The sequence below is a fragment of the Microbacterium sp. CGR1 genome, from assembly GCF_051062835.1.
Classification (GTDB): domain Bacteria; phylum Actinomycetota; class Actinomycetes; order Actinomycetales; family Microbacteriaceae; genus Microbacterium.
In genome coordinates this window covers 1,790,360-1,803,728 of record NZ_JAOTPG010000001.1, presented here as the reverse complement: position 1 = coordinate 1,803,728, position 13,369 = coordinate 1,790,360, and the positions used below count along the sequence as shown (strand labels likewise).

At 68.6% G+C, this 13,369-nt stretch carries 15 protein-coding genes; 5 read left to right on the top strand and 10 right to left on the bottom strand.

The window, feature by feature from the left end; translation table 11 throughout:
• Window positions 1-29 precede the first annotated feature (29 nt).
• Window positions 30-1,100 (bottom strand): carboxylate-amine ligase, encoded by a 1,071-nt coding sequence (locus tag OD997_RS08980; RefSeq protein WP_434331264.1) that lies wholly within the window; start codon window positions 1,098-1,100, stop codon window positions 30-32.
• An 11-nt stretch (window positions 1,101-1,111) separates the two neighbouring features.
• A complete protein-coding gene (locus tag OD997_RS08975) occupies window positions 1,112-1,378 on the bottom strand; it encodes a DUF7218 family protein (protein ID WP_434331263.1) in 267 nt (88 codons plus the stop codon).
• Between the two features lie 124 nt (window positions 1,379-1,502).
• On the opposite strand from OD997_RS08975, the gene OD997_RS08970 reads away from it, so the two are divergent.
• Window positions 1,503-1,667 (top strand): hypothetical protein, encoded by a 165-nt coding sequence (locus tag OD997_RS08970; RefSeq protein ID WP_164481753.1) that lies wholly within the window; start codon window positions 1,503-1,505, stop codon window positions 1,665-1,667.
• Window positions 1,668-1,715: 48 nt separating this feature from the next.
• On the opposite strand, the gene OD997_RS08965 is transcribed toward OD997_RS08970, so the two are convergent.
• Entirely contained in the window at window positions 1,716-1,922 is a 207-nt protein-coding gene (locus OD997_RS08965) for a CsbD family protein (protein WP_056313104.1), read from the bottom strand.
• Between the two features lie 204 nt (window positions 1,923-2,126).
• Here OD997_RS08965 and OD997_RS08960 point away from each other — a divergent pair, with 204 nt between their 5' ends.
• Window positions 2,127-2,528 carry a hypothetical protein gene (locus OD997_RS08960; protein ID WP_056313102.1) on the top strand — a complete coding sequence of 134 codons (402 nt, stop codon included), beginning with the start codon at window positions 2,127-2,129 and terminating at the stop codon, window positions 2,526-2,528.
• A 51-nt stretch (window positions 2,529-2,579) separates the two neighbouring features.
• Here the strand turns inward: OD997_RS08960 and OD997_RS08955 are convergent, their stop codons facing one another.
• The gene (locus OD997_RS08955; protein WP_434331262.1) at window positions 2,580-2,927 is read right to left on the bottom strand and encodes a hypothetical protein; all 348 of its coding nucleotides are present in this window, start codon (window positions 2,925-2,927) and stop codon (window positions 2,580-2,582) included.
• 314 nt (window positions 2,928-3,241) lie between these two features.
• Between OD997_RS08955 and OD997_RS08950 the strand changes: the two genes are divergently transcribed.
• Both OD997_RS08950 and OD997_RS08945 read left to right on the top strand, forming a co-directional pair.
• Window positions 3,242-3,727: an FBP domain-containing protein gene (locus tag OD997_RS08950; RefSeq protein ID WP_434331261.1), complete on the top strand. Its 486-nt coding sequence runs from the start codon at window positions 3,242-3,244 to the stop codon at window positions 3,725-3,727.
• A gap of 91 nt (window positions 3,728-3,818) precedes the next feature.
• Entirely contained in the window at window positions 3,819-4,454 is a 636-nt protein-coding gene (locus OD997_RS08945) for a Type 1 glutamine amidotransferase-like domain-containing protein (protein ID WP_434331260.1), read from the top strand.
• Window positions 4,455-4,473: 19 nt separating this feature from the next.
• Here the strand turns inward: OD997_RS08945 and OD997_RS08940 are convergent, their stop codons facing one another.
• The 4 genes from OD997_RS08940 to OD997_RS08925 form a co-directional block, all read right to left on the bottom strand.
• The gene (locus tag OD997_RS08940; RefSeq protein ID WP_434332361.1) at window positions 4,474-6,774 is read right to left on the bottom strand and encodes a beta-glucosidase; all 2,301 of its coding nucleotides are present in this window, start codon (window positions 6,772-6,774) and stop codon (window positions 4,474-4,476) included.
• An 82-nt stretch (window positions 6,775-6,856) separates the two neighbouring features.
• Complete coding sequence (locus tag OD997_RS08935) at window positions 6,857-7,747, bottom strand: carbohydrate ABC transporter permease (protein ID WP_311243784.1); 891 nt, start codon at window positions 7,745-7,747, stop codon at window positions 6,857-6,859.
• A complete protein-coding gene (locus tag OD997_RS08930; RefSeq protein ID WP_434331259.1) occupies window positions 7,744-8,769 on the bottom strand; it encodes a carbohydrate ABC transporter permease in 1,026 nt (341 codons plus the stop codon). Before OD997_RS08930 ends, OD997_RS08935 begins: the two co-directional genes overlap by 4 nt.
• A complete protein-coding gene (locus OD997_RS08925) occupies window positions 8,750-10,045 on the bottom strand; it encodes an extracellular solute-binding protein (RefSeq protein ID WP_434331258.1) in 1,296 nt (431 codons plus the stop codon). Before OD997_RS08925 ends, OD997_RS08930 begins: the two co-directional genes overlap by 20 nt.
• A gap of 163 nt (window positions 10,046-10,208) precedes the next feature.
• Here OD997_RS08925 and OD997_RS08920 point away from each other — a divergent pair, with 163 nt between their 5' ends.
• A complete protein-coding gene (locus OD997_RS08920; protein WP_120493912.1) occupies window positions 10,209-11,210 on the top strand; it encodes a LacI family DNA-binding transcriptional regulator in 1,002 nt (333 codons plus the stop codon).
• Here OD997_RS08920 and OD997_RS08915 read toward each other — a convergent pair.
• Together OD997_RS08915 and OD997_RS08910 are read right to left on the bottom strand one after the other, a co-directional pair.
• Window positions 11,185-12,129, bottom strand: a complete 945-nt coding sequence (locus tag OD997_RS08915) for a PaaX family transcriptional regulator (protein ID WP_434331257.1) — start codon at window positions 12,127-12,129, stop codon at window positions 11,185-11,187. The genes OD997_RS08920 and OD997_RS08915 overlap by 26 nt on opposite strands.
• Window positions 12,119-13,369 carry a kynureninase gene (locus OD997_RS08910; RefSeq protein ID WP_434331256.1) on the bottom strand — a complete coding sequence of 417 codons (1,251 nt, stop codon included), beginning with the start codon at window positions 13,367-13,369 and terminating at the stop codon, window positions 12,119-12,121. The genes OD997_RS08915 and OD997_RS08910 overlap by 11 nt, the downstream gene beginning before the upstream one ends.

Sequence of the window (13,369 nt, the reverse complement as noted above, 5' to 3'; positions counted from 1 at the left end):
ACTACTGCGGACGGAGGGCCAGCGGGCGGTCAGCCTGTCGCGGTGCTCGCGCGGTACAACTCGCGGAGCCCCGCAGTGCCGTTCGCGGCATACGCGTCGCGCTGGCGCCGGGCGCCGGTGCCCTCGGAGCGCATGCGCGCGACGCCCTCCGCGACGAAGTCCTCGTCGCCCAGATGCGCGAGCGTCGGCCGCAGCCGCCGGAGAAGATCGTCGGCGATCGTTCGCGCCGGCGCTGTGTCGCCGCTCGCCGGGTCGACGAGCAGCGCCTCGGGGCCGTACCGCGCAGCCGTCCACAGAGAGGCATCGATCGCCTCGGATCCGAGCTCGGGCAGGCCGTCGAGGGCGTCGCTCACGATGAGCGCGCGCGTGAGGGCGGCGGCGAGCAGGGTGTCGTCGACCGTCAGCTGCGCGTCGAACACCCTGACTTCGACCGTGGGGAATCGCTCTGACAGGCGCACCGTCCACGACAGCGAGCTCGCCTCGGCGATCGCTCCCATGGTGACGAGCTGCGCGATGTGCGTCTGGTAGTCGTCCAGATCCCGGAAGCGCGGCGGACTCCACGACGACGGGAGACGGCGGATGAGGATGCTGCGCCAGCTCGCGAAGCCGGAGTCCCTGCCGTGCGCGAAAGGCGAATTGCCGGTGAGGGAGAGCAGCGTCGGCAGCCAGGAGCTCACGCGGTTGACCACGCGGACCCGCTCCTCGTCGTCGGTGACCTCGACGTGGACGTGCAGGCCGTTGACCTCGTGCTCGCGGGTGATCTCGACGAGCTGGGCCGAGACGGCGTCGTAGTGCGGCGATGACGAGACCGTGAAGCGGTTGGGGGAGATGAACGGTGTGCCGGTGGCGCCGATGATCGCATCCTGGTCGGCGGCATAGGTGCCGATCAGGTGTCTCGTGCGGCGCAGCTGCGCTTCGGCATCCGCTCTGCTCTCGATCGGCGCCGTCGCGGACTCGAGCTGGCAGGTCAGGTATTCGGGAGTGAGCCCGGCGCCCACCTCATCTGCGAGGCGCTGTCGGGTGGGCGTGCTCATGGCCGACGGGACGAGAGTCTGCTCGTCGAGAAGCACGAACTCCTCTTCGATGCCGAACCGGGCCACGGAGGGCGGGCCTAGTGCTCGCGCAGCGCCGAGATGAGATCGGCCTTGCGCTTGCCGCTGTACCCGGTGAGGCCGAGTTCCTTGGCGCGGGCGCGCAGTTGGTCGACGGTCCAGTCCTCGTAGTCGCCGTGCTCTCCGCCTCGGCGGCCTACGGCGCTGCGGCCCTCTTTGGCGGCGGCGTTCGAGATGCGCGCCGCCTTCTCCTTCGAGGCACCGTCGCTGCGGAGCTCCTCGTACAGCTCCGGGTCCTTCAGGGAGTTGTTCCTGCGTCCTGGCATGTCCTGTGCTCCTCTCGCACGTCGGGAACCCCCGCGTCAAGGGGCTCTGGAGCGCAGGGCGCACGGGTCTAGGTTGATTCACCGTAGACGGGCGCCCCCCTGCGTCCTCAAGAAGGGAATTCCGATGAACATCCTGCTGATCATCGTCATCGTCGTCGCCGTCATTCTGGCGATCACCGGCGGACTGGTTCAGTCCCTGCAGTTCCTGCTGTGGGTCGGACTGGTGCTGCTGGCCATCGCGGTCATCGCCTGGTTGATCCGATCGATCTCGGGCAACCGCACCCGCTGATCCACGCAGTGAGGCCCGCTTCGGCGGGCCTCACTCCGTTTCTCGGGATCAGTCCCTGGAAGCGTCCCGCAGGCCGTCGCCGACGTTGCGAGCGGCGTCCTTCACGTTCTCCCCGGCCTGCTTGACCGAAGCCTTCGTCTGGTCGGCGCGACCCTCGGCTTCGAGGCTCTCGTTGTCGGTCGCCTTTCCGACGCCCTCCTTGATCTTTCCGCCGGCCTTCTCGGCTGCGTTCTTGACGTCGTCTGCACCACTCATGGGGAGATTCCTTTCATCCGTCGATCAATGGATGACCACCGTCGCACGGGCCCGGAATCCTGCACACGGGATTGACAAGGACGACCGCGCGTGACAGACGGGATCCGTCATCGACGCAGGCCACCGCGAGGGCTAACCTGGCCTCAGGCGGGTGGTCCTGCCCGCTCTCACCTCGGCTGCGGCCGACGACGGAGGCGGTACGAGATGGATTCGATGATGATGGGCGCGATGCGCTCGAACATGATGTCGATGCCCGACATGGCGATGATGGACATGTCCGTCATGCAGGCGTGCATGGATGCGTGTTCGGCCTGTGAGCAGGCGTGCACGGTGTGCTCGACCCAGATGATGGACTGCTCGCCGGCGTGCATGAACTGCGCAGATATGTGCAACACCATGATGCGCTCGATGATGCGGATGCAGGGCATGACGCCCGCCTCGATGATGGCGATGCTCGATGCCTGCATCGCGATGTGTCAGACGTGCATGGACGAGTGCATGCAGCATGCCGACAGCAGCGAGGTCTGCAAGATGTGCGCTCAGGCCTGTCAGGCCTGCATGGACGCGTGCATGGCGGTCAAGAACATGATGATGGCGGCTGCCTGAACAGTTCGCCCGGTCGTCGAGCGAGGAGCGCGGCGACGAGGCGAGACGCGATCAGGAGAGCGCGACGTTGAACTGCGTGCGGCCGACGGCCAGCACGCCGTAGCGCACGTGCAGGGCGATCGGCGTGCCCGCCGGAGCCTCGAGAGCAGCGCCCGCGCCGTTCCACAGCACGTGGGCCGTGCCGTCGAGCGTGCGCACGACCAGGTCGCCCGTCGTCGCGTCGGCGTGCTCGACGATCGCATCGATCCACTCCGACGGGGTTGCCGAGGCGATGCGCGCCTGGATCAGGTGCAGCGCGTGACCCGCCGCGAACGAGGAGCAGGCGAACCCGTGACGGCACATGCACGCAGAACGCTCACGCACCGAGAGGGGCGAAAGGTGGTTCAGCGGCGTGGACACGGTGGTCTCCTTCGTGAGCGGACGTTCCGGCAAGAGTAGGTCGGGCCTCTGCGAGACGGAACCCGAGCCGACACGGTGTGAAACAAACGGGCGTAGACTCGCCGGGTGCTGTTGTCGATGAGCGCTCTCCGGATGCCGGATCGAGCGCGGAATGGAGCCGTGGGCGCGTTCAGCGCCACGGACAGAGGCTGACGATCGGCCGGAGGCGGAACATCCCGTCCCCGGAGATGCGTCGTACCCCGGCATCCGTTGGGATGCCGTCTCCTCTTCTCCTTCTGCCGCACTCGGCGGCCTTTCACGAAAGCACTCCCCTCATGCGTCCCATCGACGAGCGCACCCTGCGCGCCTCCTTCCTCAACGCCTCCCGCAAAGAGGTCTCCGACCTGACCCTGCCGCCCGGCTTCGCCGAACTCGACTTCGAGAAGCTCGACTACCTCGGTTGGGTCGACCCGAAGCTGCCTCGTCGCTCGTACGTCGTCGCGTGGGTCGACGACGTGCTCACCGGCGTGATCCTGCAGCGGGCAGAGCAGCGCGTCATCGCCAGGGCCCAGTGCTCGTGGTGCGAGGACGTCACCCTGCGCAACGACGTGCAGCTGTACGTCGCTCGCAAGGCGGGCCCGGCCGGGCGCAAGGGCGACACCATCGGCACCCTCGTGTGCACGGAATTCGGATGCTCGAAGAACGTCCGGGTACTGCCGCCGCTCGCCTACGACGGGTATGACCGCGAGCTCGCGCGCGAGATGCGGATCGTCAGGCTGCAGGAGCACGTCGCGGCGTTCATCGCCGCGGTGAAGGGCTGACTCACGCCGCGTGGTGTCTGTGCGGATGGATCGGTGCAGACGCCGCGCGGGCTCATCGCCTCACGTCGGAAGCCGTCCGTACGATAGGCGGGTGAAGCTCCTCCTCCTGTCTCTGAATCCCGGCGCGATGCGCGCGTTCCTCGACAGCACGACCTCCGGCGGCTCGCTGCGCGTCGGCTATATAGATGATGCGCAGGCCGCGTATGCCAAAGCGCCCTTCGTGGCCGCCGAGCGTCGAGCGATCGAGGTGATCGGGCACGAGATCGTCGACATCACGGTGCGCGATCTCACTGCATCGGAGTTCGCCGAGACGCTCTCGGGCGTCGACGCCGTCTACGTGGCCGGAGGCAGCACCTTCGCGCTGCTCGAAGCGCTCAAGGTCACGGGAAGCGACGTCGTCCTCGCCCAGCGGGTGCGCGACGGAATGCCCTACATCGGGTGCAGCGCGGGGTCGATCATCGTGGGGCCCGACATCACCCCCGCCTCGCTCATGGACGACCCGGCAGACGGCCGGGGTCTGACAGATTTCGCGGGCCTGGGGCTGATCGGCCGCACGGTGATCCCGCACGCCGACGGTCTGCTCGCTCCCTATCCGCCCTCGCTCATCGACGAGACGATCGCGAGATACGGCTCGAGCCACCGGCTCCTCCCGCTCCACGACGATCAGGCGCTGCTCGTCGACGGCGCGCAGGAGACGGTGATCGATTCGGCGCCCGCGGCAACGTAGGAGCGCCGTGAGCTGAACCTCACGCGATCTCGAGCCGAGTCACGGTCTCCTCGTCGTCGCAGGCGCCGCCGACCCAGAGACGGATCGTCCCCGGTTCGACGCGCTTCATGCCGTCGAGTCCCGTGAAGGCGAGCCGGTCGATCGGCACGTCGAACTCGACCAGTGCCTCGGTGCCGGGGGCGAGCGTGACCCTCCGGAAGTCCAGCAGCTGGGCGACGGGTCGCGTCACGCTCGCGACCTCGTCGTGGGAGTAGAGCTGCACGACGTCGGTCGCCTCGACGCCGCCGGTGTTGCGCACCCGAACGGTCGCGCGGAATGTCTCGCCCGCGGCGACGGTCGCGGGGGCGTCGAGGTCGTCGTGCTCGAACGTCGTGTAGCTGAGTCCGAATCCGAAGGGCCGCACGGGCGTCGAGTCGGCGCTCGTGACATCCGTGAGCCCGCCCAGCACGGGATGCAGGTACGAGTACGGCTGCGCTCCCGCCGATCGCGGCAGCGAGACCGGCAGACGACCCGACGGAGCGACGCGACCACTCAACAGCCGCGCGATCGCGGGGCCGCCCTCCTCGCCGGGGAAGAACGTCTGCAGCACAGCCGCAGGGATGCCGGCGGCGGCCGCGTTCGCCACGGTCGAGGCGTCGACGGTGCCGAGGCCGGTCACGGTGCCGGCAGCACCGGCGCGAGTCGGAAGCGCCCAGTCGAGGACGTACGGACGCCCGGTCATGGTGATCAGGATCACGGGAGTGCCGGTCGCGACGACAGCCTCGACGAGCGCGCGCTGGATGCCGGGGAGTTCGAGGTCGTCGACGTCGTTGCCCTCCCCGACCGTGCCACGGCCGAACAGACCGGCACGGTCACCCACCACGACGATCGCGACATCCGCTCTCGCTGCCGCATCGACCGCCGCGGGGATGCCGGAGCGATCGGCGCCCTCGACGTCGCATCCGCTCGTCGAGGTGATCTCTGAGCGGGGGAACTCCTCGCGCAGCGCCTCGACCACGGTCGGCAGCTCGATCCCTGCGGGGGTCTCGGGGTGGTGGGCGAGCACGTGGTTGACGAACGAGTAGCAGCCCATCAGCGCCTCCGCGCTGTCGGCGTTGGGGCCGATCACCGCGATGCGCGATGCCACCTCCGGATCGAGGGGGAGTGCTCCCTCGTTGCTCAGCAGCACGACGGACTCCTCGGCCAGGCGACGCGCGAGCGCGCGGTGCTCGGCCGGATCGAGGTCGATCGCCGTCGGCGGCGTGTCGAAATCGGCATCCAGCAGCCCGAGCTCCTCCTTCTGCGCGAGAACCCGGCTCACCGCTCGATCCAGGATCTCGGGAGCGAGACGTCCGTCGCGCACCTGCTCTGCGAGGGTGGGGAAGGCATCGGGGGAGGGCAGTTCGACGTCGATCCCCGCAGTGAGCGCGAGGCGTGCGGCGTCGGCGGAGTCGGCGGCGACCCGGTGCATGCTGTGCAGGAAGTCGACCGAGAAGTAATCCGAGACGACGACGCCGTCGAACCCCCACCGATCGCGCAGGATCCCGGTGAGGTAGCGCGGGTCGGCGGCGACCGGCACGCCGTCGATGTCGGCGTAGGAGTTCATCACGCTGCGCGCACCGCCCTCGCGCACGGCCATCTCGAACGGCGGCAGCAGCACATCCTCGATCTCGCGTTGCCCGGCGCTCACCGGCGCATGATTGCGGCCCGCCCTCGAGGCGGAGTATCCGACGAAGTGCTTCAGCGTCGCGTGCACCCCCTCGGACTGCAGGCCGCGCACGTAGGCGGTGCCGACCGTGCCGACCACGAGGGGATCCTCGGCGATGCACTCGTCGACCCGCCCCCACCGTGGATCGCGGATGACGTCGAGCACGGGAGCGAGGCCCTGATGGATCCCGAGTGCGCGCATCGATGATCCGACGGCACGCCCGACCTCCTCGACGAGTGCGGGGTCGAAGGACGCGCCCCAGGCGAGCGGCGTCGGGAAGGTCGCGGCCTTCCACGCGGCGAGACCCGTCAGGCACTCCTCGTGCACGATGGCCGGGATGCCGAGCCGGGTCTCCCGCTGCAGTCGGCGCTGCTCGGCCCAGAGCCACGCGGCACGCTCCACAGGGTCGACCGGCCTGGTCCCGTACACGCGGGTGAGGTGCCCGATGCCGTTCGCCGAGGCGTCCTCGTAGCGCGAGGAGCTCTTCTTCTCGCCCGACATCGGCGCGACGACCTCGACGCCCTGATCGATCCAGTAGCCGACGAGCTGAGCCTGCTTCTCTTCGAGCGTCATCCGGGCCACGAGCGCCTCTACGCGTGCGGAGTGGGGAGCGGGGCCTGCGGACTGCGGCATCGTGTCGTCCTTCTCGTTCTCGTTCTCTTGCTCGTTCGCGTTCTCATTCATGGCGACGGTGGGCGTCGCCACGACGACGGCATCAGCCTTTGACGGCACCGGTCAGCCCTCCCACGATGCGCCGTTCGAACAGGCTGAAGAAGATCAGCGCCGGGATCATCGACAGCGAGGTGAAGGCGAGCACTTTCGCGGTGTCGACCGAGTACTGGGAGGCGAAGGACTGCACGCCGAGCGGCAGCGTGAACGCGGAGGCATCGTTGAGGATGAACAACGGCAGGAGATAGCCGTTCCAGCTCCCGATGAACGCCAGGATGCCGGTCGTGATGACCCCTGGCAGAGAGAGCGGCAGCACCATCCGCCAGAAGAATCCGATGCGACTGCAGCCGTCGATGAACGCGGCCTCTTCGATCTCGTCGGGGATCGCCCGCAGGAACGGCACCAGGATGATGATCGTCGTCGGCAGGGCGAAGGCGATCTGCGGCAGGATGACGCCGCCGAGCGAGTTCATCAGCCCGAGGCTGCGCACCACGATGTACAGCGGGGTGATCGCCACGGTCAGGGGGAACATCAGCCCCGCCGCGAAGAACGCGTAGAGCACGCCGCGACCGGCGAACCGGTACCTCGCGAGCACATAGGCCGCCATCAGCGCCAGGGCCACGGTGCCCACGGTGGTCGCGAGGGCGACGATCGTGGAGTTGCCCACGAGCCGCCAGAACACGTCTCCGGTGAGGACGTCGAGATAGTTGGACACCACCCACGGCGACGGGAACCCTGACGGATCGGTCGTGATCTGTGCGTTCGTGCGGAATCCACCGGTGATGATGTACGCGATGGGCGCGAGCATGAGCCCCACGGCGATCAGCGCGACGAAGTACACGGTCGGATGTGCCCACGGCAGCCGCGGCTTCGCGTTGCGACCCGCGCGTCCGAGACGTGAGGGGCGTTGGGTGACGAGCACCGAGGTGGCGGTCATCGGACGTACTCCTTCTGTGTGGTGGCGTCTGCACCCGAGGCGGTGTCTGCGACGGCATCCTGCGGCACGGCATCCCGCGACGTGCGCGATCGTGAGCGGCGCGTGCGACCCGAGTCGCCGGTGAGAGCGCCGTCGGTGTCCTTGCGCAGCACCGCCCGCTGATAGATGAGAGCGACCACGAGCGAGATGAGGAAGAGCACGACGGCGACTGCGTTGCCGTAGCCGTAGTTGCCGGCGTTGCGCCCCTCCGACACCATGTACGTCGCCATGGTCGAAGTGCCGGCGGTGGACGCGATGTACTGCCCCCAGATGATGTAGACGAGATCGAACAGCTGCAGCGAGCCGATGATCGACAGGAACGCCCAGATGCGCAGCGTGGGGGCGAGCAGCGGCAGGGTGATGCGCCACTGGATCTGCCAGTACGACGCGCCGTCGATCGCCGCCGCCTCGTGCAGCTCGTCGGGAATGCCCTGGAGGCCCGCGAGGAAAAGGATGACCGCGAAGCCGATGTACTTCCACGTGATGATCGCCATCAGCGTCCAGATGGCGATGCCCGGGTCCGACAGCCAGTCGGTCGCGAGGAACCCGAGCCCCATGTTCGTCAGCATCGCGTTGATGGCGCCGTTGGTCTGCAGCATCAGGCTCCAGCCGGTGCCGACGACGACCTCGGAGATCACATAGGGGACGAAGATCAGCACGCGGATCAGCGACTGGCCGCGCATCTTGCGGTTCAGCAGCAGGGCGAGCACGATCGCGATCGGCCCTTGGAGCACGAGGGAGAACACCAGGATGAAGCCGTTGTGCGCGAGCGCATCGTGGAACAGCGGATCCTGGAGGATCGTGAGGTAGTTCTTCACTCCGACGAAGTCGGTGGGCGGGCCGTAGCCCTGCCAGCTGAAGAACCCGTAGTACGCCGCCATCAGCACCGGGAAGATGACGAAGGCGAGGAAGACGAGCAGGGCGGGCCCGGCCAGAAGGATCACTTCCAGCCGGGCACGCGTGTCACGCTTTCGCTGCGGCATCCTGCACAGCCTTGACGAGGTCCTCGGCGTTGCTGTTGCCCGCGAGCAGGTCGACCACTGCGACGTTCAGCGCGTTGCCGACGTTCTGTCCGTAGACGGTGTCGAGCCACTGAGTCGCGTACGGTGCGGCGTTGTACGCCGCGAGGATGTCCTGCAGGTACGGCTCGGTGACGGCCTCCTGCGCGACGGTGTTGACCGGCGGGGCGTTGAAGGCCTTGTAGTACTCGGTCTGCACCGCCGAGGTTCCGAGGTAGTTCAGGAAGTCGACGCAGGCATCCGGCGCGTCGACCGAGCACGAGTATCCGTCGACGCCGCCCATCATCGAACCCGGCTCGCCGTCACCGCCCTCGATCTCGGGGAACGGGAACCAGCTGAGGTCGGCCAGCGGCTTCTGATCGGGGGTCAGCGAACCGATCACACCCGGGTTCCAGGCGCCCATCAGCTCCATGGCGGCCTGGTGGTTGGCGATCAGGCCCGCAGAGCTGCCGGCGCCCTGCTGAGCGGGTGTCGTGAGGAAGCCGGAGTTGAACGGCTCGGTCTCGGCGAACGACTGCAGGTCCTCGCCCGCGCGCACCCAGCACTCGTCGCTGAAGTCCATCTCGTCTGCGGCCTTGGCGAGCGTGTCCGAGCTGCACTCGCGCAGAGCGAGCCAGTAGTACCAGTGCGCGGCGGGCCAGGCGTCCTTGGCGCCGAGGGCGATCGGATCGATGCCCGCAGACTTCAGCGCCTCGGTGGCGTCCTCGAGCTCGGTGAGCGTGGTCGGGTTCTCGGTGATGCCTGCCTGATCGAAGAGGTCCTGGCTGTAGAACAGGCCGCCGGGGAGCACGGCGACCGGCATCGCGTAGATCATGCCGTCGAGACTGTTGGCCGAGTAGGCCGCATCAGGGATCTCGTCCTTCGCCCCGCCGGTGATCACGTCCGTGAGGTCCTTGAGCTGGCCGGCCTTGACCATCGCCGCCATCTTGCCGCCGCCCCGCTGCAGGAAGATGTCGGGTGCGTCGCCAGAGTTGAGCGCCGTCTGCAGCTTGCCGTCGAGGTCCTCGTTCTGGATCGACTGGATCTCGATGGTGACGCCCTCGTGGTCCGCCTCGAAGTCGGCGACCGTCTTCTCCCAGAACTCGACACCGGGGCCGGTCGTCGAGTTGTGCCAGAGCGTCATCGTGGTGTCGCCGCCGTCGCCGGTGCCGGACGAGTCTGCGGTGCAGCCCGAGAGCGCGAGTGCTCCGACGGCCAGTGCTGCGACCGCGGAGGCGAGGGGGAGCCTTCTGCTGTTCATGTGATCGTTCTCCTCATCGAGTTGCGCGCCGCGTCACTGCGGGGCGCCTGCGGCAGCTCGGGTGAGACCGCAGTGGCATGAGTCTTCAGCCGGGGCACTCGATCGTCAAACGTTTTCGAAAACAGTTTCCATGGGCGTCTGAGCACGGCTACGCTGGCGTCTCATGGGGGCCCGGACAACGATCCACGACGTCGCGCGCGCGGCCGGCGTCTCGGTGTCGACCGTCTCGAAAGCGGTCAACGGCCGGTACGGGATCGCGGATGCCACGGTCCAGCGTGTGCTCGACACCGTCAAGGACCTCGGCTACGAATCGAGCCTCGTCGCGAGCAGCATGCGTGCGCGTCGAACCGGCGTGATCGGGGTGCTCCTCGCCGACTTCGAGCCGTTCAGCGCCGAGATACTCAAGGGCGTCGGCGCCGCCATGCATGACATGGGATTCGACCTCCTCGCGTATGCGGGCTCGCACCACGGCGCGAGCGACGGGTGGGAGCGCAGATCGCTCAGCCGCCTGTCCGGCACCCTGATCGACGCGGCGATCATGGTGACCCCCACTGTCGTGAGCGCGGGGGCAGAGATCCCCGTCGTCGCCGTCGACCCGCACACCGGTCGGGCAGACCTGCCGACCGTCGAGTCCGACAGCTTCGGCGGTGCGCTCGCCGCCACCAGGCATCTGATCGAGCTCGGGCACCGACGCATCGGATTCCTCGCCGGGCGCCCCGATCTGCGGTCGGCGGGACTGCGCGACGCCGGCTACCGGCGCGCTCTCGCCGACGCGGGGATCCCGCTCGATCCGTCCTTGATCGGCATCGGGCGCTACGAACTGGAGGCGACCCGCGACTCCGCCAGGGTCATGCTGAGCTCCGACTCGCGTCCGACCGCAGTTTTCGCGGCGAACGACCTTTCGGCGATCGCGGTGATCGACGTCGCGCACCAGCTCGGCCTGCGGGTGCCCGCGGATCTCTCGGTCGTCGGATTCGACGACGTGCCGGAAGCGACCCGCCGCGCGTTGCCGCTCACGACCATCCAGCAGCCGATGCGCCGGCTCGGGGCGGTCGCCGCAGAGATGGTCTTCACGCTGCTCTCCGGCCGAGAGGTCGACGAGATGCACGTCATCCTGCCGACCCGGCTCGTCGTGAGGGCTACGACGGCCGCGCCGCCTCGGTGACCCCGGCGCCGGTCGCGCGGGCGCTGCGCGCAGCTGCTCCGGTGACGTCGAGCACGCGCTGCCACGCGGCATCCGACAACTCTTTCGACAGTCGCTGGAACTCGACGACGCTGCGCCGACCCGGCCATTCGGCCGGCAGCATCGACGGGGGCAGCCCCGGATCGACGTAGGGCAGAACGCGCCAGCGGTCGAGCAGCTGCACATACGCGGCGAACGGTGCGGTCGGCAGCGTCGCGAGCGAGGCCTGGAAGGCGAAATGCTCAGTGCGCAGCGACTCGAGATCCCACCAGGCTGCGGCAGCCTCGGGCAGTGTGCGCACCGTCGTCGGAGTGCCGGCCCGGAACAGAGTCACCCACTCGCTCGCTTCGAGTTCGTCGACGATCTCCTGCACCTCACCCTGCAGGTGGCCGGGGCAGATCCACAGTGCGGGCGACACGACTCCCGCGCCGATCCAGTGCAGCCGCCGTCGCAGCTGATGGCGGATGCTGCGTGCGCTCTCGGGGATCGAGAACGAGATGAGGCACCAGCTGTCGGCGTCCGTCATCTCGCGCATCTCGAAGATCCGCCGATCGCCTCGCTCGAGCATCGTGGTGGCATCCGGGTTCAGCCGGTACCCGATCGCGTGCCTGCGCTCGGCGAGCAGCAGGCCCTTCTGCTTGAGGCGGGTGATGCCGGTGCGCGCCTGGGCTGCGGGGATCCCGAGGTCGTCCGCGAGCGCCACGAGATCGGCCGCCGAGATCCATCCGCCGAGAGGGCGCAGGTACAGGCCGACGATCGTGCGGAGGAGGGATGCGGTGCTGCCAGGACGCGCGTCGATGTCGTCGAGCACGGGCCCGGCGACGATGTCCGGTGCGGCGTTGGGTGCGGCGGTCACGGTCGCGTTCGCGGTCGCCGGGGATGCGGAGCGATCAGCGATCATGCGACTCCAGCGCATCGCGCACCGCGAGCACGCCGGTGAGCGTCTCGGCATGCGAGGTGCTGAGCGGCGAGAGCCCCAGGCGGATGCCGTCGGGGAAGCGGAAGTCGGGGATGATCCCGTCAGCCCACAGCCGCTGCGTGACGGCGCGGAAGTCCGGGTGCCCGATCGTGACGTGCCCTCCGCGGAGGTCGGCGTCGCGGGGGCTGAGCAGTCGCACGTCGAGCGGGGCGAGCAGCTCGTCATACGCACGGACGGCGAAATCGGTCAGTGAGACGGCCTTCGCGCGCACCCCCTCGATCGACGCCTGCTCGATCAGGTCGAGCATCCCCTGCATCGCGAGCATCGAGGTGATCGGCGGGGTGCCGCTGAGGAGCTGGCGGATGTCGCCCGCGGGAACGTACTCGGGGCCCATCGCGAAGATGTCGGCGGCGCTCCACCAGCCCTGGATCGGCTGGCGCAGCACGCCCTGGTGCTCGCACCGCAGATACGCGAACGCGGGGGAGCCCGGGCCGCCGTTGAGGTACTTGTAGGTGCACCCGACAGCCATGTCGACGCCCCAGGCGTCGAGCTGCATCGGGATGATCCCGGCCGAATGGCAGAGGTCCCACATCATGAGGGCGCCGACCTCGTGCACGGCATCCGTGATCCCCGGCATGTCGGCCAGGGCTCCGGAGCGGTAGTCGACGTGGCTGAGCGAGACGAGGGCCGTCTTCTCGGAGATCGCGGCGATCACATCGGCGATCTGCACGCCGAGCACCGGGTCGGGTTCGATCCAGCGCACGGTCATGCCGGTCTCGGCGGCCACACCCTCTGCCATGAACCGGTCGGTCGGGAAGTTGCCCGCCTCGATCACGAGCTCGGTGCGGGCCGCATCGGCGGTGGCGGCGGCCCGCATCAGCTTGTAGATCAGCACGCTCGTCGAGTCGGCGACGACGGTCTGACCGGCGGCCGCGCCCAGGGTCAGCTCCGCGATGCGGTCGCCGAGCTCCATGGGCAGCGCCATCCACTGCTCGTCCCATGAGCGGATCAGCCGGGTGCCCCAGTCGTCGCGCACGAACGCGGCGAGCTTCTCGGGGATGTCCCGCAGCGGACGGCCGAGCGAGTTGCCGTCGAGATAGGCGCCGACGCCGGGTGCGTCGGCGAACGCGTCGAGGTGGGCGCGGAGCGGATCGGCGGCATCAAGAGCGTGGGCGGTCTCGAAGAGGGCGGAGTCGGTGGCGGTGGAGCGGGTGTCGGTCAT